The 24,634-nt window shown below is 39.1% G+C and carries 27 protein-coding genes; 1 reads left to right on the top strand and 26 read right to left on the bottom strand.

What is annotated here, in order from left to right; genetic code table 11:
• Position 1 precedes the first annotated feature (1 nt).
• From mrdA to PK1910_RS00715, 9 genes are all read right to left on the bottom strand, one after another.
• Positions 2-1,924, bottom strand: a complete 1,923-nt coding sequence (gene mrdA / locus PK1910_RS00755) for a penicillin-binding protein 2 (protein WP_008714278.1) — start codon at positions 1,922-1,924, stop codon at positions 2-4.
• Between the two features lie 19 nt (positions 1,925-1,943).
• On the bottom strand, positions 1,944-2,438 hold the full coding sequence (mreD, locus tag PK1910_RS00750) for a rod shape-determining protein MreD (RefSeq protein WP_287507292.1): 495 nt from the start codon (positions 2,436-2,438) through the stop codon (positions 1,944-1,946).
• Positions 2,435-3,352, bottom strand: coding sequence for a rod shape-determining protein MreC (gene mreC, locus PK1910_RS00745; protein ID WP_287507290.1), 918 nt, complete (start codon positions 3,350-3,352; stop codon positions 2,435-2,437). Before mreC ends, mreD begins: the two co-directional genes overlap by 4 nt.
• A gap of 1 nt (position 3,353) precedes the next feature.
• Positions 3,354-4,391 (bottom strand): rod shape-determining protein, encoded by a 1,038-nt coding sequence (gene mreB / locus PK1910_RS00740; RefSeq protein ID WP_287507287.1) that lies wholly within the window; start codon positions 4,389-4,391, stop codon positions 3,354-3,356.
• A gap of 279 nt (positions 4,392-4,670) precedes the next feature.
• Positions 4,671-5,369, bottom strand: a complete 699-nt coding sequence (radC, locus tag PK1910_RS00735; RefSeq protein WP_227065657.1) for a RadC family protein — start codon at positions 5,367-5,369, stop codon at positions 4,671-4,673.
• Positions 5,370-5,536: 167 nt separating this feature from the next.
• A complete protein-coding gene (locus PK1910_RS00730) occupies positions 5,537-6,103 on the bottom strand; it encodes a Maf family protein (RefSeq protein ID WP_021148356.1) in 567 nt (188 codons plus the stop codon).
• A gap of 88 nt (positions 6,104-6,191) precedes the next feature.
• Positions 6,192-6,812: a hypothetical protein gene (locus tag PK1910_RS00725; protein WP_287511290.1), complete on the bottom strand. Its 621-nt coding sequence runs from the start codon at positions 6,810-6,812 to the stop codon at positions 6,192-6,194.
• Positions 6,813-6,964: 152 nt separating this feature from the next.
• A complete protein-coding gene (locus PK1910_RS00720; protein WP_278466384.1) occupies positions 6,965-8,170 on the bottom strand; it encodes an acetate/propionate family kinase in 1,206 nt (401 codons plus the stop codon).
• Between the two features lie 3 nt (positions 8,171-8,173).
• Entirely contained in the window at positions 8,174-8,737 is a 564-nt protein-coding gene (locus PK1910_RS00715; protein ID WP_004696462.1) for a hypothetical protein, read from the bottom strand.
• 186 nt (positions 8,738-8,923) lie between these two features.
• Between PK1910_RS00715 and PK1910_RS00710 the strand changes: the two genes are divergently transcribed.
• Complete coding sequence (locus PK1910_RS00710; protein WP_287511291.1) at positions 8,924-10,267, top strand: tRNA(Met) cytidine acetate ligase; 1,344 nt, start codon at positions 8,924-8,926, stop codon at positions 10,265-10,267.
• A gap of 124 nt (positions 10,268-10,391) precedes the next feature.
• Here the strand turns inward: PK1910_RS00710 and pyrR are convergent, their stop codons facing one another.
• The 17 genes from pyrR to PK1910_RS00625 all read right to left on the bottom strand — a co-directional run bounded on the left by pyrR (position 10,392) and on the right by PK1910_RS00625 (position 24,578).
• Positions 10,392-10,913 carry a bifunctional pyr operon transcriptional regulator/uracil phosphoribosyltransferase PyrR gene (gene pyrR, locus PK1910_RS00705; RefSeq protein WP_004696466.1) on the bottom strand — a complete coding sequence of 174 codons (522 nt, stop codon included), beginning with the start codon at positions 10,911-10,913 and terminating at the stop codon, positions 10,392-10,394.
• A 93-nt stretch (positions 10,914-11,006) separates the two neighbouring features.
• Positions 11,007-11,930, bottom strand: a complete 924-nt coding sequence (locus PK1910_RS00700) for an RluA family pseudouridine synthase (RefSeq protein WP_004696468.1) — start codon at positions 11,928-11,930, stop codon at positions 11,007-11,009.
• Positions 11,931-12,016: 86 nt separating this feature from the next.
• A complete protein-coding gene (gene lspA, locus PK1910_RS00695; RefSeq protein ID WP_004696470.1) occupies positions 12,017-12,457 on the bottom strand; it encodes a signal peptidase II in 441 nt (146 codons plus the stop codon).
• A gap of 108 nt (positions 12,458-12,565) precedes the next feature.
• Positions 12,566-12,730, bottom strand: coding sequence for a DUF362 domain-containing protein (locus PK1910_RS00690; RefSeq protein ID WP_004696472.1), 165 nt, complete (start codon positions 12,728-12,730; stop codon positions 12,566-12,568).
• A gap of 491 nt (positions 12,731-13,221) precedes the next feature.
• Positions 13,222-13,485 (bottom strand): SemiSWEET family transporter, encoded by a 264-nt coding sequence (locus tag PK1910_RS00685; protein ID WP_004696474.1) that lies wholly within the window; start codon positions 13,483-13,485, stop codon positions 13,222-13,224.
• A gap of 240 nt (positions 13,486-13,725) precedes the next feature.
• Entirely contained in the window at positions 13,726-15,027 is a 1,302-nt protein-coding gene (locus PK1910_RS00680) for an SLC13 family permease (RefSeq protein WP_004696476.1), read from the bottom strand.
• Between the two features lie 38 nt (positions 15,028-15,065).
• Positions 15,066-15,323 carry a hypothetical protein gene (locus tag PK1910_RS00675; RefSeq protein ID WP_004696478.1) on the bottom strand — a complete coding sequence of 86 codons (258 nt, stop codon included), beginning with the start codon at positions 15,321-15,323 and terminating at the stop codon, positions 15,066-15,068.
• Between the two features lie 193 nt (positions 15,324-15,516).
• Positions 15,517-16,638 (bottom strand): methylmalonyl-CoA decarboxylase subunit beta, encoded by a 1,122-nt coding sequence (gene mmdB / locus PK1910_RS00670; RefSeq protein WP_004696480.1) that lies wholly within the window; start codon positions 16,636-16,638, stop codon positions 15,517-15,519.
• Positions 16,639-16,708: 70 nt separating this feature from the next.
• Positions 16,709-17,089, bottom strand: coding sequence for a methylmalonyl-CoA decarboxylase subunit gamma (mmdC, locus tag PK1910_RS00665; protein WP_287511293.1), 381 nt, complete (start codon positions 17,087-17,089; stop codon positions 16,709-16,711).
• A gap of 101 nt (positions 17,090-17,190) precedes the next feature.
• On the bottom strand, positions 17,191-17,358 hold the full coding sequence (mmdE, locus tag PK1910_RS00660; protein WP_004696483.1) for a methylmalonyl-CoA decarboxylase subunit epsilon: 168 nt from the start codon (positions 17,356-17,358) through the stop codon (positions 17,191-17,193).
• Between the two features lie 23 nt (positions 17,359-17,381).
• Positions 17,382-17,729, bottom strand: coding sequence for a methylmalonyl-CoA decarboxylase subunit delta (mmdD, locus tag PK1910_RS00655; RefSeq protein ID WP_008714293.1), 348 nt, complete (start codon positions 17,727-17,729; stop codon positions 17,382-17,384).
• Between the two features lie 73 nt (positions 17,730-17,802).
• On the bottom strand, positions 17,803-19,332 hold the full coding sequence (mmdA, locus tag PK1910_RS00650) for a methylmalonyl-CoA decarboxylase subunit alpha (protein ID WP_008714294.1): 1,530 nt from the start codon (positions 19,330-19,332) through the stop codon (positions 17,803-17,805).
• A gap of 150 nt (positions 19,333-19,482) precedes the next feature.
• A complete protein-coding gene (gene mce, locus PK1910_RS00645) occupies positions 19,483-19,905 on the bottom strand; it encodes a methylmalonyl-CoA epimerase (protein WP_004696488.1) in 423 nt (140 codons plus the stop codon).
• A gap of 51 nt (positions 19,906-19,956) precedes the next feature.
• Entirely contained in the window at positions 19,957-20,895 is a 939-nt protein-coding gene (gene meaB, locus PK1910_RS00640) for a methylmalonyl Co-A mutase-associated GTPase MeaB (RefSeq protein WP_004696489.1), read from the bottom strand.
• A 78-nt stretch (positions 20,896-20,973) separates the two neighbouring features.
• The gene (locus PK1910_RS00635) at positions 20,974-21,369 is read right to left on the bottom strand and encodes a cobalamin B12-binding domain-containing protein (protein ID WP_004696492.1); all 396 of its coding nucleotides are present in this window, start codon (positions 21,367-21,369) and stop codon (positions 20,974-20,976) included.
• Between the two features lie 28 nt (positions 21,370-21,397).
• The gene (locus PK1910_RS00630) at positions 21,398-23,044 is read right to left on the bottom strand and encodes an acyl-CoA mutase large subunit family protein (RefSeq protein ID WP_004696495.1); all 1,647 of its coding nucleotides are present in this window, start codon (positions 23,042-23,044) and stop codon (positions 21,398-21,400) included.
• A 28-nt stretch (positions 23,045-23,072) separates the two neighbouring features.
• Positions 23,073-24,578, bottom strand: coding sequence for an acetyl-CoA hydrolase/transferase family protein (locus PK1910_RS00625; protein ID WP_012864603.1), 1,506 nt, complete (start codon positions 24,576-24,578; stop codon positions 23,073-23,075).
• Positions 24,579-24,634 lie beyond the last annotated feature (56 nt).

Here is a 24,634-nt window from a genome sequence, read left to right as displayed (position 1 = left end):
ACTAATCCTTTCTTGGTTGTCCACTAGTTACCGCATTCTGAGGTTTTTGCCCTTTATTAATACTTGTCCCCGTAGCAGTTTCCTTATTGCTCTTACTATTTGTATCATTAGATTTCTTATTCACTGGTACATTGAAGTACGCAGCCAATATATCTCTTACGATAGGCCCTGCAGAGCCCGCACCAAAGCTACCTTGCTCAACAAGTGCAACCACTACAATTTGTGGCTTATCATATGGTGCATAGGCTACAAACCAGCCGTGATCTCTGCCATGTGCATTCTCTGAAGTACCTGTTTTACCAGCTACATCAATAGGGAATCCTTTAAACAACTCCCCTGCTGTACCACCTTCATTAGTAACATCACGCAAGCCTTCGCGAACAAGATCCATAATATTTTTTGGTACAGGTAAGATACCGAGCTTGTCTGGGCCAAAGATTTCTTTTGGCGTGCCATCCTTATTATCAATACGGCTCACTACATATGGGCGGTATTTAATGCCACCATTTGCTACTTCACTGAGCATAACAGCCATTTGTAATGGTGTCACCAAAGTAAAAGACTGACCTATGGCCGCATCAAAGGTTTCACCTAAATACCAATCTTCATCATACACTTTGCGTTTATAAGCAGGACTTGCCATATTACCAGAGGCCTCACCAACAAGATTGATGCCTGTCTTTTCGCCAATACCAAAGTAGCCAGCATATTTTACAAGTCCTTCTATGCCAACGCGATTGCCCATTTCATAGAAGTAAACATTATCTGATTTTGCAAGAGCTTTATTAAAGTTAAGCCACCCTAATGCTTCACCTTCTGCATTTCGTTTATCGATAAGCCAATGTTTACCACTATCAAAAATCATTTCTTCAGGGGTAACCTTTTTAAGATCTAAAGCCGCCGTACCTGTAATAATCTTGAACGGAGAACCTGGTGGATATTCACCAGAAATAACCTTATTATCAAATGGATGATTCTTATCGTTATTCAATTGATTCCACTGTGCCGTTGTAATCCCCTTCGCAAACCAATTAGGGTTAAACTCAGGGGCGCTGACCATGGCCAAAATGGCACCCGTATTTGGATCCATTGCTACTACAGCAGCTCCTTGAGCTGGAATGCCTTGGGCACGCAACTGTTCTAATTGGTTCTTAACAGCTTCTTCAGCAGCCTTTTGTAGATTTGCATCTATTGTCAAATGAATATTAGATCCAGGCACTGTATGCTTTCTATCTACCTCCGCAACCGGTCGGCCTGTAGCATCAACCTCTACCTGTTTACCACCATCAGTGCCACGCAAGATGGAATCATATAGTTTTTCAAGACCAGAACGGCCTAAAATAGTACCACCACTAATAAGGGTATTTGGATCTTGCTGTTTTAGCTCTTCTAATTCTTCTTCGCTCACTTCACCCACATACCCAAAGAGCTGAGAAGCCATCGTTTCATATGGATAATAGCGAAGTGGTTCTACATCTATGGTAACACCTGGTAATTCATGACGATGCTCTTCGATGCTTGTAACTACATCCATAGAAATATCATTAGCAATACGAATTGGCTCATAACCATATTTATGATCATTTACCTTTTTTGTAATATCTTCTGGTTTAATTTTCAGCAAAGTTGCCAACTTAGCAACTTCACCTTCGTCTAGAGCCTTCCCCGTAGGCAAAATGGAGATAGTGTATGCCGGTCTAGAACCTACTAAGATCTGACCATTTCGATCGTACATAATACCACGAGCAGCTGTCATGGATACCATGCGCAAACGGTTGCCTTCTGCCTTAGCTTGGTAATAACCACCAGACAAGATTTGCAACGACATCAGGCGTAATGCCAAGACTATAAATATGCCGGCTACAATGTAAAAGAGTACATCAAAGCGATTCGTTTTTCTTCGTTTATAGAGGCCTTCAAGCACTCTTTCACCCCCTTAATCCTTACCAAATATAACCTTGTTGTTCATCATCTTTACGCCATAACAAACCATGCACAATAGCGCCTAACAAGCCATTCCAGAACATCACGGGTAATACCATATGCCACAAGTATAGTCCAAAGTGCAAATCGCCACCACTAGCTAATATCATAAAGCTACGAATAACGCCATCTAGTAGCGTACAAGTAGCTACTATACCGCTAGACCAATACCAGCGTTCTTCATAGATACGATGCTTTACGGCAGATAGTAGGTATACCACAATTACGTAAGGGAATAGATGGAGCCCAAAAAAGTTAGATATCAATACATCATGTACGATACCCCCAACAACAGCGGATATCAGCCCCATACGACGACCTTTAAATAAAGTAATCATAACAATTATCGTCAAAATTAAGTTTGGTAACCAATTTGTATGGAAAATAGTAGGCAATAATTGCGCTTGTATAAAATATATTAAAAATCCAGAGAGAGCTAAAGCTAGACGCATCATTGTTTAACGGCCCCCTTTGCACCCTCTACTTGATCTCGTTGTGTTTGAGGCACAAGTTTAGGTTCAAGTTCTGGTTTTTGTGGTGCACTTAGAGAAGACGAGGTAAGCACAAAAACTTCTTCTAAACGATGAAAATCTACACTCGGTGTGACTACCGCATTTTTAACAAATCCTTCCGAATCATTTTCGATAGATTGCACGTTGCCAACAGGTAGACCTTTCGGATAAATGCCTCCATATCCAGAGGTAATCAACTTATCACCTACCAATACATCACCATCACGAGCAATATTTACCATAGATGGTGTACGAGGTGTATTGCCATTACCTTTTACAACGCCAGACAAACGAGATTCAGGTCGTTGTACAAGGATACCTATTGCGCTACGCGGATCAAGAATGGTTTGAACGCGAGCAGAATGCGGATATACATCTGTAATAAAACCAACGACACCACTAGGTACAACAACAGCCATATTAACTGCCATACCTTCTTCACTCCCTTTATCAATGGTGAAAGTATTTGTCCAAGTACCGTAATCCTTTGTAATGATACCTGCTAAGGTCATGGAGAATTCTGGATGGCTACTCTTATAGTTTAAAAGCTGACGAAGGCGAATATTCTCTGCCACTACTTCATCGTAGTTAACTACCTTTTGTTCCAATGTAGCTTTACGAGATGCTTCCTCTTCGCGTTCGATAGTAGAGAAAATAGCATTATTAAGTACTGTAAAGCTAGTTTGGACGCCCTCTAATAAACGAGCTGCCCCATAAGAGAAAGGCGTTGTAATTCCTTCAAGGGTAACCGTAACAAAGGGAATACTAGTCCGTTGCTTCCACGCAAAGCCGAGCAATGCCATTAGGATACAACCAATGACAACGATGATAATTAACTTTTTATCTGACTGTATCATGCTAGTCTCGGCCCTTTCTATTCTTAGAATTTACAATAAAACGCGATAAGCTCACCAAATCAGATGAGGCCCCATTAAGGCCTACCACAACTTTTGTTTCAGGTGCTTCAGGAACGTGAACAGGTACACCTACTTCAGTACCAATCCGGTCCGCTAAGCCAGATAGTCTTGCTGTACCGCCAGCAAGCCATATGCCATGTTGCATAATATCAGCCACGATTTCTGGTGCCGTAGCACGAATCATTTGCTTAACCTCATCCAAGAGTCCTATCAAACATTCATTTACAACTTGGTACACTTCAGATTGATGAATCACACAACGTCTACCTAAGCCGTTCATCATATCGCGCCCCTGAAAGGCATACTCTGCATCCTCTAAAGGAGCGATAGCTGTACCTAATGTATGCTTAATATCTAATATGGTCTCATCAGATACGATAACGCCAAAACACTCACGCACATAGCGCAATAAGGCATTATTAATATCAGAACCACCAAAACGAATTGTTTTGCTATCTACGATACCACCTAAAGAAACAATCCCCATATCAATAGTGCCACCACCGATGTCAATAACCATAGATCCTTGCGCTTCAAAGATAGGCACACCACAACCAATAGCAGCCGCCACAGGTCGTTCAATGAGGAATACCTCTCGAGCACCAGCTTGAATAACAGCATCCATCATAGCTCGTTGCTCAACATCGGTCATGCCACAAGGAACCCCTACGACAACGCGGGCTCGACGCAACGCATTAGACACCTTATTAAGAAAGTAGCTAAGCATAGTATGCATAACACGATAGTCAACGATAAATCCATCCTTTAAAGGCGTTAACGGACGCCACATATCGGGCATGCGCAATACGAGGCGCGCCGCTTCATCACCAACGGCTACTACTTTTTCTTGTTTTGTATCAGTTGCTATAATCGATGGTTCGCTTATAACAGTCCCTCGCGTCCCCCCCATGAGGCGCGTTTGTATGGAACCAATATCTATACTTACATCTTTTCCTAGAGTAGGTAAAATGGAACTCATAGTAATTTCTCCTTCATTACATCATCATTCCATTTTACCATATATAACGCGACTTTTTCCATTGATATCAGTACCTTTCCTTTTGTTAAAAGCACAGATAACGCATAATCCCTGTACTCATAAGTCATACATAAAAATTACATAATTTCATACATATAATCTCATACACAATAAGGAAAAGCACTCATTTATAGGAACTTACCCATGCGTCAAAATTAGGTATAGTTCAAAATGAGTGCTTTTAATAATCTTACTTGGCTTTGTTCAGTTTATTTAGGCTCAGCTCAATTTACCAATTTCGCTGAGGCTCGTAAATTCATTATCCCCTATAACAATATGATCAAGTACAGGAATCCCCATAAATTGACCAGCACTAACAAACATTCTCGTTAGACGTATATCTTCATCACTTGGTCTACTATCACCTGACGGGTGGTTATGGATTAGAATAATAGCCGCCGCATTGCATGCTATAGCTTTTTTAAATACTGCTCTTTGCTCTACAAGGCTTGATACCAATCCACCATTAGAGATATGCTCCAACTGAATAAGCTTATTTCGAGATGTTAGCATGGCAGCCCACACATGTTCCACATCTTCGTGCCGCAGTCGTTCCATCACATATTGAGCTATTACAAAAGGTTGCGAAAAATCTTCATAAGTCTCTTTAATCTTAAGCTCCCCTAGACGCCTACCCATTTCAAGTGCTGCGCATAGCGTCACTGCTTTATCTCTACCAATACCCTTGATTTTGATTAGATTATCTACGGTCATTCGGTTAAGACCATATACGCCATCATCAAAGGATTGTACGATATCACTTGCCAAAGAAATCGCAGATTGCCCCTTTACCCCTGTACGCAATAAAATAGCCAACAACTCCTCCATTGCCATATGTGAAGGGCCTAAGGCGAGAAATTTCTCTCGAGGGCGCTGGAATGGTAGCATATCTTTTACACTTACTGTTGGTACTTCCATAGAATCTCTCCATTCAAATAGATAACACCATTTGTAAATCAAACAATAAACACATCTACTCTCTTAAAAATTATTCAGCACAGCACAGCACAGCACAGCACAGCACAGCACAGCACAGCACAGCACAGCACAGCCAATTATATCACTATCTGTCTAATACGCTAGTACTATTTTGCCCCTAACGCCTTGCACAGTTCCTCGTATACATGTTCAACTGGTAACCCTACCACATTAGTATAAGAGCCCTCTATTTTATCTACCCATAATGCACCTTTTCCTTGGATGCCATAAGCTCCAGCCTTATCCATCGGTTCCCCACTAGCAATATAAGACTCAATTTCAAAGGGTGCTAATTGTTTAAAATATACTTTTGTTTCATTGTGAAAAACTATCTCCTCCCCTTTGATGAGTAACGCGACTCCAGTGATTACAGAATGTGCTCTACCCGATAAATGCTCCAACATATGGCGTGCATCGGATTCATCATGTGGCTTTCCTAATACTTTATTATCAAGGACAACAATAGTATCTGCGCCTAACACAATACTTCTATCAGGAACACCTACAGCACAACGAGCCTTACCTAATGCTTGGGCTTTCACCATTTCAATAGGGTTGTCGTAACCCTCATTAGATTCCTCATAAGTACTGGATACAACAGTATGATCAATCCCAACCTGTGTTAATAATTCAGTTCTACGTGGTGATTGACTCGCCAAATATAATCCAGCCATATACACTCCTTTACATTAAAATTCTTGTACATAAAATTCTTGGTGCACAAAAGTTATATCTACCTATTCCCCTAAAACTGACCGTCCCTTAAATAGTTGTTTCTTTATCTTCTTCAGAAGAAATTAATTTTTCATAATATTCTTGTACATCTTCCCCATGCTTCACCGCATCAGCTCGCACCGCTGCATAAAACACGATATCCGCTTGAGGTACCCGAATACGACCAGGTACATATTCTTCTAACATTTCAAAGAATCTATCGTCGGCTTTCAACAACAAACGACCATTTTTAACTTTATTTCCATCTACAATAGAATACACAAGAGACCAAATAGGACGTGGATCAGAGGTGGAACATTTTCTATATTTATAGCGGTATTTAATATTTGTCAACAACTCACGTTCAAACTTGAACACCCCATCAATCATGTCATAATCTACTTCAAAATGGCGATTTCTAAAGATAGAGTGCTCTTCAATCACAAACTTTGTATCTGTCAAAATATAGGTATATCGACTAACAGCCTGTTTAACCATAACAATGATGGCCATAATTTCAATAAAATACTCAGCTAATAAAACCGTATGTAATTGAATACTGCGATACGTTGTATAAGCTGCTGCACACAGTAATAAAATTACAAAAAATACTACCAATAACTCTGCACTTCTGGTGCGCTGAGATTTTTCTTCATATAATACCGTCATGCTTTACCCCTTTAAAAGAAATCACTAATTAATAACTATACATACTATTATAAGATATTCTATGCATAAAAACTACAAAAACCCCGTCCATATCTAAGATATAGGCGGGGTTTTATGACTCTATTAGTCACTCAGTTCAGATACGAACTATATTATTTTTTCAATGCTGCAGTAATACGTTGAGTATCACGAGCAATCATGATTTCTTCATTTGTAGGAATTACGAAGATTTTAACTTTAGAGCCTTCAGCACTGATTTCTTGTTCTTTACCACGAACATTATTGCGTTCAGAATCAATACGAGTACCTAAGTATTCCAAACCGTTACAGATTGCATCACGGTTACCAATACCGTTTTCACCAATACCAGCAGTAAAGATGATAGCATCTACACCGCCCATAACAGCAGCAAAGGCACCGATTACGCGGCGAACTTTGTAATGGAACATATTCAATGCCAATTGTGCGCGTTTATTGCCGTTAGCAGCAGCTTCTTCAATCACACGGAAGTCATTGGATACACCAGAAATCCCTAATACACCGGATTCTTTATTCATAACTCTATCGATTTCTTCATAGGTCATACCTGTTTTTTCCATCAAGAATGGAACGATAGCAGGGTCAATATCACCTGTACGCGTACCCATGATCAAACCGGACAATGGAGTGAAGCCCATTGTAGTATCGATGGAGCGGCCGCCTTTAATCGCAGCCACGGAGGAACCATTACCCAAGTGGCATGTGATGATACGAAGATCAGTCATATGTTTACCCATTAATTCTGCACAACGTTGCGCTACATATTTATGGGATGTACCATGGAAGCCGTAACGACGAATACCATAATCTTCATAATAAGAGTAAGGAAGCGCATACATATATGCTTCTTTTGGCATAGTTTGATGGAATGCAGTATCAAATACAGCAACTTGAGGTACATTAGGCATAATAGCTTCACAAGCTTCAATACCTTGAATGTTTGGTGGGTTATGCAATGGTGCAAGAGAAGCACATTCTTCCAATGCTTCCATAACTGCTGGAGTAATCAATACGGAATCAGCAAATTTTTCACCGCCGTGTACTACACGGTGGCCTACAGCATCGATTTCATCCATAGAGGAAATAACACCAAATTCAGCATCAACTAAAATATCTAGCAAAATGCGAAGCGCTTCTTTATGGTTCAAAATTGGTTCAACGCGTTCTAATTTATCTGCATTAGGACGTTTGTGAGTGAAGATAGCATCTTGATCACCAATCTTTTCAAAAAGACCTTTTGCCAATTCTGTTTCAGTTGTCATATCAAGTAATTGATACTTCAAGGAAGAACTACCGCAGTTAACTACTAATACGTTCATCGATTAACCCTCTTTCTGTTGTGTAACTTGAATCTTGTTTTGAATTTCTTTGCTGATATCAGCACCTACCTGATCCTTTTCAGGATATTGGTAGACTATATTCCACAATACGCCATGATCTAAGAATACGTATTGAGAAATTCTAAATATTTGTCCTTGTGATGTAACAGTAACATCAAGCTTTTTAGCAGATGCACCTTCTAATGCTACGGACTCTTCTTTGATGGTCGCGCCTACTTTAGCAAATTCAGACTTACTGTGATTAATATACTCATCTACCGTAGGTAAAGGTTTATTTTCACCAGGCCGTAAAGCCTCAACCTCAATTACCATATGTTCTGTAACAGATCCATAAATATCAATTGGATACCCCTTATCAGACATATTTTTTGTACTTTTACCCATTTCATAAGGCAAAGCAATGGTAATTTCAGATTGACCAGCACGGATAACTTGATGGCCAAAACTATATGTATCCATTACATTTGTAGAGCCACATCCCGCCATTGCTAGCAGCACAGCACCGAGCAGAGCCCCTTGTAATGTACGTTTCCAATTTTGTTTCATCATATACCTCACATCAATTCAGCATTTACAGTTAATTATAGCCTATAGTGTCAAGAAAATCTATACTAAACTTAATATTTGCACATAACATCATTTCTATAACTAGGCCTTTTATATAGATATCATGAAATGTTATTTACAGCATTTCTTCGCTTTGTTACACTAACAATAATGAAAGGAGTCACTATGAAAACAATCGGTATCATCTGTGAATATAATCCATTTCACAATGGACATGCGCATCAATTACATACCTTAGCACAAGAGCATCCTGAGGCGCTGCGCATTTGTATCATGAGTGGTTCCTTTGTACAACGAGGAGAACCTGCTATTTTTTCTAAATTTGACCGTGCTCGTTGGGCTATTCTCGGTGGTGCAGACATCGTTATCGAGCTACCTACACTCTATTCTTTGGGTAGTGCACAACTCTTTGGAACAGGTTCTATTCGTATGGTAAAAGCTTTGCATATCGATGCACTCTCCTTTGGTTCTGAAACGGCTGATCTAGATACACTCGTAGATATAGCTAAACGTATGGATTGTGAAAGTACTCAAGCAGTATTACGGACCTATATTAACGAAGGCATGTCCTATGGCTCTGCCTTTCGTAAAGCCCTTAATACAGAGATGCTCAACACCCCTAATGCACTGTTAGGACTTGAATATATTCGGGCAGGACTTACCTATTATCCTTCCTTAAAATATATACCAATCTTACGCACATCAGATCATCACGACGCGAATATTACAAAAGATTTTCCTTCTGGTACAGCATTGCGTAAACTTATAACAAATATGGCTACAGGTAGTAACAATTGTAATAAAAATAGTATCTACACTTCTACAGATATAGATACAACGACCAGTGCAAGTACAAATACAAATACAAATACAAATACAAATACAAATTCAAATTCAACTGCAACTACATTAACAAAATTAAATACACTAAATAGTAAAATAGAGTTACAACTTCAGTCAATCATTCCTAAGACTATTGCAGACGATATGACTAATATAATTTCTAATGGTGCTTATGTAAACTATAACCGCTACTATGATATGGTCCATACTTTAAGTCGTCGTACTTCAACTAAGGAGCTAGAAAGCTTTGGAGAGTTCAGTGAAGGCATTGAACACTTATGGTCCAAAGCGGCCCAACAACCTACGTGGGACCTGGTTATGAAGCAAATAAAATCAAAGCGCTATACCTATGCCCGTTTACAACGAATGGGAGCCTATCTCACCTTAGGAATACAAAAAGATTTACTACAAAGTGCTATACAGGAAGCGCCACAATATGCTCGCTTGCTAGCCTTCAACGATAGAGGTCGTCAATGGCTTCGAAATGATTTTGAAATACCACTTATTCAAAAATGGGCCAAAGCACCTAATGAATTAAATACGTTGGGACAAACGATGCATCAAATCGATACATTAGCTACAGATATACAGGCCTTATGCTTACATAATGAAGTTAAACGAATGGGTCATATGGACTACACCTATACGCCACAATACATAAAATAAGCAGAACTACGATCTAGTAGAAACATTCTGCACATAAATATAAGAGTCAAATAATTTAATTTTATTAAGTTAATCATCTTATTATATGGTAATACTCAAAAAGAAGAAGGGGTTACAATACAGATTATTCCTGTATTGTAACCCCTTCTTCACCATCCAGATCAGCGACGGCAACGCGTACACTTTCAAGATGTGATGTAGGAATATTTTTACCTACATAGTCCGCTCGTATAGGCAATTCACGATGACCACGATCGACGAGAACGGCCAATTGAATAGATCTTGGTCTACCAGCCGTCATTAATGCATTTAAAGCAGCACGAATGGTACGGCCCGTATACAAAACATCATCTACAAGAATAATTGTCTTTTCCGTTGTATCAATCGTACACGGTTCCCCCTCTTTAGGACGAGCATCACGATCATCACGATACACTGCAACATTCAAAGACTCACAATCAATATGAATACCTTCTATACGCTCGATTTCCGCTTGTAAACGTTTTGCCAAAATGACACCACGCCGTTCAATGCCTACAATTAACGCATTAGATAAACCTTTATTGCGTTCTAAAATTTCATGACTAATACGACGAATCGCACGCATTATAGCGTCTTGATCCATTAGTAAGCGTTTCTTCTCCATATATACGCCCTTACAGCATAGGATTGTTCTATGCCCCTATATCCAAATAAGTAGTAAAAATAAGTACTTAAATAATCAATGTAACCATTTAGACTATTTTCGTTTATCTTCACGATAAGTCTTAGCAAATTCTAAGCACGCCTTAAAATCAGCTGGTATCGGTGCTTCAAAGTGCATTTCTTCACCTGTAATAGGATGTTTAACATCTAACGATTTAGAATGTAATGCTTGCCCTTCTATAGGAAAATCCATACGTCTATATCCATAAAACGGGTCATTAACAACAGGATGTCCAATATGAGCAAAGTGAACACGAATTTGATGGGTTCGACCTGTTTCTAAATTACACTCTACCAAGGTTTGATGACCATAACGCTCCAATACTTTAAAATGTGTTACTGCATCTTTACTGTTTTCAAAGACAACAGCCATTTTCATACGGTCTTTTGGATGGCGCCCAATAGGCGCCTTAATAGTCCCCTTTTCTTCTACAATATTACCCTGTACTAGCGCCCAGTACGTACGTCTTGCAGAATGTGTCTTTACTTGTTCTGCTAGACCAATGTGCGCTGCATCATTTTTTGCAACCATCATAACACCAGACGTATCTTTATCTAAGCGATGCACAATACCCGGTCTAATTTCACCATTAATACCTGATAGGTCCTTACAATGGAATAATAGAGCATTTACAAGTGTACCAGAATAATTTCCTACTGCAGGATGCACCACCATGCCACGAGGTTTATTAACAATAACAATATCGTGATCTTCATATAAATAATCTAAAGGAATATCCTCGGGTTTAACCTCAATCGATTCAGGCTCTGGGATCTCTACACGAATTATAGTATCAGGTGTAAGCCGAAGATTAGCCTTCCCTACTTTACCACCTACTGTAACATGACCACCTTTAATTAAACTTTGAATATAGCTACGAGATCCTTCCATCTGTTCAGTTAAAAATACATCTAGTCTCATGCCTTCTTGCTCAGCACTTACAATATATTCATTCATCCTCTATTCCTCTTTGAGTCAAGTATAAGATATATATTTATTGACGAATCAAGTCAATGATTTATAAAGAGCCCTAATAATGAAAGCTATTCATGGTCCTCTTTCAATGAAAACAAATAAAATACAACAAAAGCTACACCTATACAAATACCAATATCTGCCACATTAAAAATAGGCCATACACGAAAATCAAAAAAGTCCACTACCCCATGAATCATGTATCGGTCAATGCCATTACCAATTGCACCTGCGACTAATAAGGCGGATCCGATTTGCAAAGTCCAATGGCCCTTAGCTAATCGCTTCCAATAAAAAGCACAAACAGCTAATAGAACAAAAGCTACTAGTAAGAAAAACCATCGTTGATTCGCTAACATGCCAAAGGCTGCACCGCGATTAATAATATAGGTAAGATGAAATACATTAGGAATAACAGGTAAAGATTCACCTAACAAAAAATGATTCATTACATAATATTTAGTTAATTGGTCCAATAATAACCAAATGATAAGTACTGTATAAAACAAGATTAACTCCCTTACTATAATATAAGTCTTAATAGTCCTATTATACTAAGTTACGCAAATTTAGGCAAAATAAAAAGCCCCTCAATGAGGGGCGTGTTTTATTTGTGATTACTCAGCGGAAATTACAGAAACTGGGCAAACGGATTCGCAAGAACCGCAATCGATGCAAGCATCGCCAATTTCGTATTTAGTTTCGCCTTCAGTAATGCAGGAAACTGGGCAAACAGATGCGCAAGAACCACATTTAATGCAACCATCAGCAATAACTCTCATAATTAGGACCTCCATCAAAATATAGATCAAAACTTTTTATTATCATTTAGAAAGGCACTTGCCTCAACTTATGTTCTCATTATCACACAGTTCAAATTGAAAGTCAAATGAAAATGATAAAAAATTATATAATATTTTGCATAATAATTGTTCCTTTTTATCATAAAAAGCCTATATTTATATGTATTTTGATATTTCTTTTCATTTATGTAATTGAGTTTAATAATCAATAATTGAGAATGCACTAATTATCATTTCAATTAAAATACGTACTATTATACTAGGAATTCAATTATCAATATTTATTATCATAAAAACTATTTTTTTATTACAACAGATTTAACGCTTATCTATATTTTAATCTAACATATAAACTTCACTCTAAAAAAGGCCGAATCATACGATTCGACCTCATTTATATTTATAAAGTAAAGTAATATCTTTACTATTATTCACTATATAACAATAATACTATTTTTTTCTTATAGCACTTAGAAAGATGTTAAGAATGTTAGTGTACCTAAAATAACGCCTGCAAGGTTTGGTACGATTAAAATATAATCACGTTTAGGTGATTTTGTCCAACCATATAATACCCAGATCAAACAGGATACTGCTGCAAATAATGGTTGCCATGGTTGACTAGGTTGACCATGAAGATTAGCAATTATTTGTGGGATATAGGCTAAAAATACAAATACACCAATAAATGCACCAATAGAACCAACTAACATGTTAAATCTTTCTTTTGTCATAGATGACCTCCTTATTCAACATTACATTATTATATCTTACACAATATACTATATCATATTTTTTTCGATGTAGTCAATTGTGTAAAATTAATCATGCAAATTAGTTTAATTCATATTGCTTTTGATTACACTTATATGTAATCTATATTAAAATCATATAGACTAAAATCATAAAAAACGAGGCCGAATCTTACGATTCGACCTCGTGTGTGCTTGTATAGTAGAGTAACCTATTCCCTATTATTTACCAGGGAAGAATGGCCATACCATTGGAATGATAATTAAGCTTACTACGAAGCAAACTAAAATCAATGGAACGCCAGCTTTTACATAGTCAGTAAATTTGTATTGACCAGGACCAAGTACTAATGTATTTGGAGGTGTACCTACAGGTGTACCGAATGCGCAGGATGCGGCAACGCCGATAGCCATCAATACAGCATGAGGATCAGCACCCATACCTTGAGCAATGGAGATACCGATAGGAGCCAATAATGCACAAGATGCAGTATTAGACATAAATTGCGTCATAACACAAGACAAAATAAACAATACGCCTGTTGCAAAGTAAGGACTAGGATCGGAACCCATAACACCAATTACTGCATCAGCAATCATTTTACCTGCACCAGATTGATCAAGTGCAGTTGCCACTGGCATCATACCAGCAAACAAGAAAATTGTTACCCAGTCAATAGATGTGTAAGCTTGTTTTTCATTCAAACAACCAGTTAATACGCAAAGCATTGCACCAATAACAGCAACCATGCTCAACGGTAAGTTAATACCAAAGTGTTCTTTCAATGGTTCACCTAAAATCATGGCAAGGATTACACCTAAAAGAATAAGTCCGGAGAACAATTGTTTCTTAGGATCGTTAGAAATATCTTCAGCAGCTACTTCTTGTTCTACATCACCAGCATCAGTAATTTCATGTTTAGGTAATAAATGTTTACCAATGAGCATCATGAATACGATAGTAGCGATAGTCAAAGGAATGCCAATCCAAGCAAACTCAAAGAAACCAAATGGTTCAATACCAAATTTAGTCAATGTACCACTTACAATGATATTAGGTGGTGTACCAACCATTGTAATGATACCACCGATACCTGCAGCGAATGCTAAAGGCATCAATTGACGAGATGCAGGAATCTTAGCAACAGCACAGATACCAACAACTACAGGAAGTAAAGCAGCTGTTGTACCAGTGTTAGATAAAAATGCGGACATGGTAGCTGTTACAAGCATAATCGCAAGCATCAAGCCATTTTCGCTAGTCCCTGCATGAGATACTACGGTTTCCCCAATTTTTTGAGCCAAACCAGTATAGAATAATGCAGCACCAACAACGAACATGCCTGCAAACAACACAACTGTACTATCAGATAAACCAGAGAATACAACCTTAGGAGTAATAATACCCATAAGGCCTAATGTAATTGCGCCGCCTAAAGAAGTAATAGCTAGAGGAATAATTTCCGTAACGAATAAAACAGCCATGACTGCAAGGACGATTAAGGTTTGTTCTGCAGTACCCATACATCATCATCTCCCTTCAGAGAAATGCACTGACATAATTATAAGAGATATAAAATATAACCTACGATACCAATGGCAGAGGCCATTATAAAAGTAATCCCATATCCCTCTCTTGTTTTAGGATACCCAAATAATAAAGTTTCACCAAGAAAACCTCGGCGGTTAAACCAAGAATATTTAGTTCTCTGCTGAAACCATTTAGCTTTACCTTCAGCACCGATAATCAGTGCAGTAATAAAAAAAACAATAAATGCCCAAACAAAACAAATCAGTATTTTTAATTCAATTGATAACAAGTGACCACCTCTACTATATTTAAAGCACTAGAAGGTTATTCTGTGAAATCTTGCTAATCACCTAATGACCGATCTGAAAAGCATTTATTGCAAATATTCCCTTTTATGTATGATTACATAATGACCAAGGGCTTTTTGATTCACCAATAGGTGTACCTATTTAGGTACACCTGGGTGAATAAATATTAAATTATTAGTGGTTAGACAACATAGCAAGCATTGTACCTGCAGCTACTGCCGTACCAATAACGCCAGCTACGTTAGGTCCCATAGCATGCATGAGCAAGAAGTTAGCTGGGTTAGCTTTCGCACCTACTACTTGAGATACGCGAGCTGCCATTGGAACCGCGGATACACCGGCAGAACCAATAAGTGGATTTGTTTTACCACCATCTACTAAGCTCATCAATTTACCGAACAATACACCACCAGCTGTACCGCAAATAAATGCGAATAAGCCTAAAAGAATAATTTTGATGGTTTCTAAGCTTAAGAAGTGTTCCGCACTCATTGTCAAGCCAGTACCAGTTGCTAAGAAAATTGTAACTGTATTGATCAATGCGTTTTGAGAAGTATCGGACAAACGATCAGTTACGCCAGATTCACGGAACAAGTTACCTAACATCAACATACCTAAAAGGGATGTAATGGAAGGAAGCAATAAGGAAATGAAGATCGTTGCAACGATTGGGAACACGATTTTTTCAAAACGTGTTACTTCGCGCAATTGTTCCATAACGATTTCACGTTCTTTTTGAGTAGTGAAGAGTTTCATTACAGGTGGTTGAATCAACGGTACCAAAGACATATAGGAATATGCGGCAACCGCGATAGCACCTAACAAATGAGGAGCTAGCTTAGTAGCTAAGTAAATGGATGTAGGACCATCAGCACCACCGATGATACCAATAGCAGCCGCTTCTTGAGCTGTAAAGCCAAGCATCATTGCGCCACCTAAGGCAGCAAATACACCAATTTGAGCTGCAGCCCCTAAAAGCAATGTTTTAGGATTGGCAATGAGTGGACCAAAGTCAGTCATTGCACCTACACCAAGGAAAATTAAAGGTGGGAAGATTTCTTGGGAGATACCTGCACTAATAAGCGCCATAACGCCTTCTTCGAAACCGTTACGAGGAATATTGGCAAGTAAACAACCAAACGCAATCGGACCCAACAATAATGGTTCGAACTCACGAGCAAATGCTAAATACAATAGGATCAAACCTACAAGAATCATAATAGCATTGCCTGTTGTAAATGCGAGGAACCCGCTATCGTTAATAACAGATTGTATCGCAACAGCAAAAGCCTCCATATGCGTTCCCCTTTCACAAATATAAAATTGTTAGATGACGTGGCGCAGCCACGTCATACAACACTTGGTATTAGCCAAGAACAACCATGTCATCGCCAGTGGATACAGTTTGGTTAGCAGATACGCGAACTTCGGAAACTACAGCATCATGAGGAGCTGCGATTTCATTTTGCATTTTCATAGCTTCAAGAATCAACAAAGTTTCGCCTTTTTTAACTGCTTGACCAGCAGATACTGCTACAGATAAGATTTTACCAGGCATTGGAGCTTTTACAGTTTCAGCACCTGCTGGAACTGGAGCTGCTGCTGCAGGAGCTGGTGCAGGAGCTGCTTTAGGAGCTGGAGCTGCTGCTGGAGCTGCTTTAGGAGCTGCTGCAGGAGCCGCTGCTTTCACTTCATTAACTTCTACATCATATGCTGTACCATTTACTGTAACGTTGAATTTTTTCATCTTAAATTCCTCCAAAATGTGTAGTTCCTACACAAAACTTATAAATATTTTTACACATATAAATTGAGTAATCCCACGGATTATCAAAATAGCCAATTATCTTATCGATTACCACGCAAACGGCCTTCCATTTTCCAATTGTAGCTTACGATTGGACGGATATGCGCGATTTGATCAGCGGAATAACCCATTGCCGCTAATGCACCAACGATTACTGCTACTACATCTTGAGATGGAGCTTTACCGTTAGTTGTTGTAGCATTGCTCATTACAAATGCCTCCTAAAAATATTTTAACCTCTACCGCTTAAGCGACCTTCCAAGCGCCATTTAGCACTAGTTGCTGTAGGTCGAATAGATGCAATTTGTTCAGATGAGTACCCCATCGCCACAATGGCACCTACGATAGCTGCTACTACTTCATCCTCATTTTGAGCAGATGCATTTGCTGGAGCTACAGGAGTAGCTGTTGGAGTAGCAACAGGAGCAGTTGCTGCTGGTGCTTCTTTTTTCTTCCTAGTAGGATCGATTAAATGTACGATTTCCATAAGAATACCTAAAGCTATCAATACAGCAAATACAACTGTCATATTAATCGCCATGATTAACCAAGGATTGGTAGTAACTGCTTGTCCTTCCATAATCATTCCCCTTTCTAAAAAAGTAGTAAAGAAAGGTATCTCCCAAATTCGATGATATGTTTACCGAATCGAATTATAATGGAATATTACCATGTTTCTTTGGAGCACGGTTTTCGCGTTTACTTGCAAGCATTGCCAAAGCGTTGATAACTGCTGGACGAGTTTGTTTAGGTTCGATTACAACATCTACGAAGCCACGTTCTGCAGCTTTGTAAGGAGTCGCAAACTCTTCTACATATTTAGCTGTTTTAGCATCTTTATCTTCGTCTTTCTTGAAGATAATATTAGCTGCACCAGCAGGACCCATTACAGCGATTTCGGATGTAGGCCAAGCATATACTTGGTCTGCGCCTAAATCTTGGGAACACATAGCGAGGTAGGAACCGCCATATGCTTTACGAGTGATAACAGTAATTTTTGGTACTGTAGCTTCAGAGTAAGCATATAACATTTTAGCACCATGACGAATGATACCGCCCCATTCTTGATTTGTGCCAGGCAAGAAACCAGGAACGTCAACGAAGTTAACGATTGGAATATTGAAAGCATCACAGAAACGGATGAAACGGGAAGATTTGTCAGAAGCGTTAATGTCCAAGCAACCAGCCATTACTTTTGGTTGGTTAGCAATGATACCAACGGATTGACCATCAAAACGAGCGAAGCAAGTAATGATATTAGTAGCATAGAATGGTTGTACTTCATAGTATTCGCCATTATCTACAGTAGCTGCAATAACATCTTTCATGTCGTAAGGCATGTTACTGTTATCTGGCAACAAGCTATTCAAGCTTTCATCCTCACGAGTTGGATCGTCACCAGTATCTACCAATGGAGCATCTTCCATATTGTTGGATGGCAAGAAGCCTAATAAGTAACGAATTTGAGCGATACAATCATCTTCATTTTCAGCTGCAAAGTGAGCAACACCAGACACGGAGTTGTGAGCCATTGCACCACCAAGATCTTCAGCGGTTACTTCTTCACCAGTTACAGATTTGATTACTGCAGGACCAGTGATGAACATTTGAGAAGTATTTTTAACCATGTAGATGAAGTCAGTCAATGCTGGAGAATATACAGCACCGCCCGCACATGGGCCCATGATTACGGAAATTTGTGGAATAACACCAGATGCATTTGTATTTTCAAAGAAAATTTTACCGTAACCAGCAAGGGCATCTACTGCTTCTTGAATACGAGCACCGCCGGAATCGTTGATACCAACAATAGGAGCACCCATTTTCATTGCTAAACGTTGTACTTTAACGATTTTAGCAGCATGCATTTCACCAAGAGAACCACCTTCTACAGTGAAATCTTGTGCGAATGCATATACTAAACGACCGTCGATAGTACCATAACCTGTTACTACACCTTCGCCTGGTAATTCTTTCTTGTCTTGACCGAAGTTAACACAACGATGTTTAACGAATTGATCAAGTTCAACGAAGGAATTATCATCGAACAATTTAGCCAAGCGTTCGCGAGCAGTCATTTTACCTTGAGCATGTTGTTTCTCAACGCGTTTTTCGCCGCCACCAGCTTTAACTTTAGCTAGTTTTTCGTGCAATAACTCGATTTTTTCCTGCACTGTTGCCATTATAGCACCTCCAAATAAAACTTGTTACAGTATCATTTTATTTCATAAATGAATAAAGTTCAAGAAGCATACATATTTAATATATAACGTAGGATTATATGTATATGTATATCTACAACTCATATATAATGATGTGAATTGGATACTGTATTATTTCATACGTTGACATAATTCAAGCAAAACACCGCCAGTTGCTTTTGGATGTAAGAAAGCAATTGAGGAGCCGCCTGCACCATAACGAGGTTTTTCGTCAATCATACGAACGCCTTTAGCCATCAAATCAGCAATAGCATTTTCAATATTATCAACGCGCAATGCAACGTGTTGGATACCATCACGACCGCCATTTTTTTCGATAAATTTACCGATAGGGCCATCTGGAGTTGTAGTTTCTAAGAATTCAAGTTCAGCATCACCACAAGGGAAGAAGGATACTTTTACCTTTTGTTCTTCTACGATTTCGTCTTCAGGAAGATGTTCAATGCCTAATGCATTTTTATAGAATTCTTTAGTTGCTGCTAAATCATTAACACCAATACCGATGTGATCCACTTGTAATACTTTAAAAGCCATTTTGATTATCTCCTTTTCAAGGCTAAATCTCTAATGCTATGTAGTCGCCGTCTACTTTAGCACGCTTGTCATTACGCCATTAACAACTGTATATGGATCGCTTTCGCGTTCATTAACAGCTGCCACTTGGCTATTAAATTCGTCGCTTGTAACAATTTTATCAGCTACATAACGACCAATTTGTTCATTAATCATTGCGATGATTTCATCACGAGTACGTTCTGCCCGACGAGATTCCAATTCACCAGAATCTTCAAGATACTCAAAATGTTCATCTAAAGCGTCGATAAGCTCATCTACGCCTTGGTCTTTACTAGCAATTGTGCGCTTAATTGGTGGGCGCCATTTTACTTCACGAGAATCTAGGTCAAGCATCATTTCAATTTCTACATTCAAACGATCGCAACCATCTCGGTCAGCTTTGTTGATAGCAAATACATCGCCAATTTCAAGAATACCCGCCTTGATAGCTTGGATATCATCACCGAGACCAGGAACCAGTACAACCAATGTAGTATCAGCATTTTTTACAATATCTACTTCAGATTGACCTACGCCTACAGTTTCAATAATTACTAAATCCATGCCAAAGGCATCCATGAGTTTTACAACGTCTGCAGTCTTCTTAGATAATCCACCAAGACTACCACGCGTGCCCATGCTTCGAATGAACACATTTTCATTTAATGTTAAATCATTCATTCGAATACGGTCCCCCAAAATAGCACCTCCAGAGAATGGGCTAGTTGGGTCGATGGCAACGATGCCGATTTTTTTACCTTGATCTAAATAATGTTTAACCACCTTATCGGTCAAAGTACTTTTACCAGCACCAGGGGCCCCTGTAATACCGAGAATACGTGCGTTCCCCGTTTTAGGGTAAATTGCCTTCATAATATCGATGGCATTATCATACTCGTTTTCTACAGCTGTTATGGACCGTGCTAAGGCTAGTCTAGAACCTTCAAAAAGGCCTTTAACTAAATCCATTCGCCTCACCACCTATCTTCGAATATGGGAATAGAGGGGAGCCAACTATTAGAGTTGCACCCCTCTTTGCCCAAGCAATTATTTTACGTTTTCTTTAATAAAGTTAACGATATCGCTAGTTGGTGTGCCAGGTGTGAATACTGCCGCTACGCCAGCTTTTTTCAAGCCAGGGATATCAGCGTCAGGAATAACGCCACCACCGATTACAAGAACATCCCCCATGCCTTTTTCTTTCAAAAGTTCAACAATTTTAGGGAACAATGTATTGTGAGCACCGGAAAGAAGAGATAATGCAACTACATTAACGTCTTCAGAAAGCGCTGCTTCAACGATTTGTTCTGGTGTTTGACGAAGACCAGTGTAGATTACTTCGAAACCAGCATCGCGAAGTGCGCGTGCTACTACTTTTGCACCACGGTCATGACCATCAAGACCTGGTTTTGCTACAATTACTCTAATACGTTTTTCTGCCATGATATATTACCTCCGAAATCAGCCGATATTATAATGTAGAATGAGCTTCGTATTCACCGAATACTTCGCGCAATACATTACAAATTTCACCCAAAGTAGCATATGTTTTAACTGCTGCAAGAATTAATGGCATCAAGTTAACAGATTCGTCAGCTGCGCCAGCTTTCAAATCAGCTAAGGCTTTATCAACTGCGGCTTGATCGCGGTTAGCACGAACTGCTTGAGTTTTCTTAGATTGGTTAGCACCTACGGAAGCGTCTACGCGAAGCAAGTCTTTTGGAGCTTCTTCTTCAACTTGGAATTTGTTTACGCCAACGATTGTGCGTAAGCCAGATTCAACTTCCATTTGCCATTTGTAAGCGGATTCTTGAATTTCTTTTTGGATATAGCCTTTTTCGATTGCTACTACAGCGCCGCCCATTTCATCAATTTTCTTGATGTATGCCATAGCTTCGTCATAGATAGCGTTAGTCATAGCTTCAACATAGTAGGAACCGCCCAATGGGTCAACTACGTCAGCCAAACCAGATTCGTAAGCCACGATTTGTTGAGTACGAAGAGCTACTTGTACAGATGCTTCTGTAGGAAGAGCCAAAGCTTCGTCACGAGAGTTTGTATGTAAGGATTGAGTACCGCCCATTACAGCAGCTGCAGTTTGAAGAGCGACACGAACGATGTTGTTATCAACTTGTTGTGCAGTCAACATGGAGCCAGCTGTTTGAGTATGTACACGAAGCATCATGGATTTTGGTTTTTTTGCACCAAAACGTTCTTTCATGATTGTTGCCCATAAACGACGAGATGCGCGGAATTTAGCAACTTCTTCAAGTACATTATTATGAGCATTCCAGAAGAAGGAAAGACGACCAGCAAATGTATCAACATCAAGACCAGCTTTCAAAGCTGCTTCTACGTATGCGATACCATCAGCAATTGTAAATGCGATTTCTTGTGCTGCTGTGGAACCTGCTTCACGGATGTGGTAACCGGAGATAGAAATTGTATTCCATTTTGGAACGTATTGAGAACAATATTCGAAGATATTAGTGATCAAACGCATAGATGGTTTTGGAGGGAAAATGTAAGTACCACGAGCTGCATATTCTTTCAAAATATCATTTTGAATAGTACCTTTCAATTCTGTGGAAGGTACACCTTGTTTTTCAGCTACTGCGATATACATTGCCAACAAAACGGATGCTGGAGCGTTGATTGTCATGGAAGTGGATACTTTGCCAAGGTCGATGCCATCGAACAAGATTTCCATATCTGCCAAAGAGTCAATCGCTACACCTACTTTACCAACTTCGCCTTCAGCCATAACATCATCAGAGTCATAACCGATTTGAGTTGGCAAATCGAATGCACAGGACAAGCCTGTTGCACCAGATTCGATTAGGTAGCGGTAACGTTTGTTAGATTCTTCAGCTGTAGCGAAGCCTGCATACATACGCATAGTCCAGAAACGACCACGGTACATAGTAGGTTGTACGCCACGAGTATAAGGGAATTCGCCAGGCATTCCCAAATCGCGTTCATAGTCAAAGCCTTCAATATCAACTGGTGTATACACACGGTTGTATTTTAAGTTTTGACGTTCTGGAGTTTTTGCGCATTTTTCGTCACAAAGTTTGTTGTACTCAGCAATTTGGGCTTTTAAGTTTTCGTAAGCCATGTTTTCATCATCCTCCTAAAAAAACAGGTTATTTTTTCATGCTTCCAGTTTCTGTGAAGCGTTTATGCCAAGAAAGAGCTTCATCAAGCAACATTGGTGTATGGGCATTCTTTGTTGCAGCTAATGCTTTTTCTAGGTATTCAGTTAACATAGGTTTGTAGTCTGGGTGAGCACATTTTTCAATAATCAAACGAGCTCTTTCCACTGGACTTAAACCACGACAGTCAGCAACACCTTGTTCTGTACAGAAAATCATAGTGTCATGTTCTGGATGATCCACATGGGATACATATGGAACGATAGAACTGATGTCGCCATTTTTAGCAACGGAGTTAGTACAGAAGATAGTGAGATATGCACTACGTGCAAAATCACCAGAACCACCAACACCATTCATCATTTTGCTACCCATAATATGAGTAGAGTTTACATTGCCAAAAATATCAAATTCGATAGCGGTATTCATGGCAATGACACCAATACGACGAGCAATACCAGGGTTATTGGAAATTTCTTGCGGACGAAGAATTATTTTTTTACGATATTCATCAATATTCGCATAGAAACGTTTCAATCCATCTGGAGAAGGACTCAATGCAGTACCGGAACATACAGTTACTTTACCAGCATCGATTAAGTCAAACATACCGTCTTGAATTACTTCTGTATAAATAGATAAATCTGTGAAAGGCCCTTGAGCCAAGCCACTGATTACCGCATTTGCTACAGAACCTACGCCGGATTGCAACGGAAGCAAGTTTTTAGGCAAACGACCTTCTGCAATTTCTTGTTCAAAGAATTTGATAAGATGTTGACTCATTGCCTTTGCATCATCATCAATAGCAGCTAAAGGTCTTGTTGTATCAGGTACATCACTTGGAACCACAGCAATGATTTTGCTAGGATCACAAGGTATTGCTTCTGTACCGATACGATCGCCGGCCTGTTCCAACGGAATTGGTTTACGATGTGGTGGATCCAACGGTTCATAGATATCATGCATACCAACTAAAGATAATGGTTGAGATACATTTACCTCTACGATAACCTTTTTAGCTTGACTAACAAATGTTGGAGAATTACCAACAGAAGTAGTCGGTACTAAAGAACCATCTTCGTTGATTTGACATACTTCAATAATTGCTACATCTAAATCCCCAAAAAATCCATAACGAATATTTTGTGCCATTGTGCTTAAATGCATATCGATGTATTTAACATCTCCACCATTTAAAGCCTTTCTCATATCTTTATTGGTTTGATATGGAAAGCGGCGATTAATACCATTAGCACGAGTTAATGCGCCATCAGCTTCATCACCTACGGAAGCACCTGTCCACAAATCGATTTTGAATGGTTCTTTTTCCATTCGTTCTGCCAATGCCAATGGCACAACTTTTGCATAACCCGATGGTGTAAAGCCGGAAATACCAACTTTATCATTAGGGTTAATCAACTGAGCTGCATCATAAGCAGTGACAATTTTACCTTGCAGGTCCACATTTTTTACGCGGTCTTTGATGTCTATCACCATAACCATCTCCTTTAAGAGTAACATTGTTAAACGACAATTGAATCTCTTTGGTCTAA

Origin of the sequence: Veillonella parvula, assembly GCF_036456085.1 — a bacterium.
Taxonomy (GTDB): domain Bacteria; phylum Bacillota; class Negativicutes; order Veillonellales; family Veillonellaceae; genus Veillonella; species Veillonella parvula_E.
The sequence above is the reverse complement of the archived record's forward strand: the minus strand, read 5'-3'. Positions and strand labels throughout refer to the sequence as shown.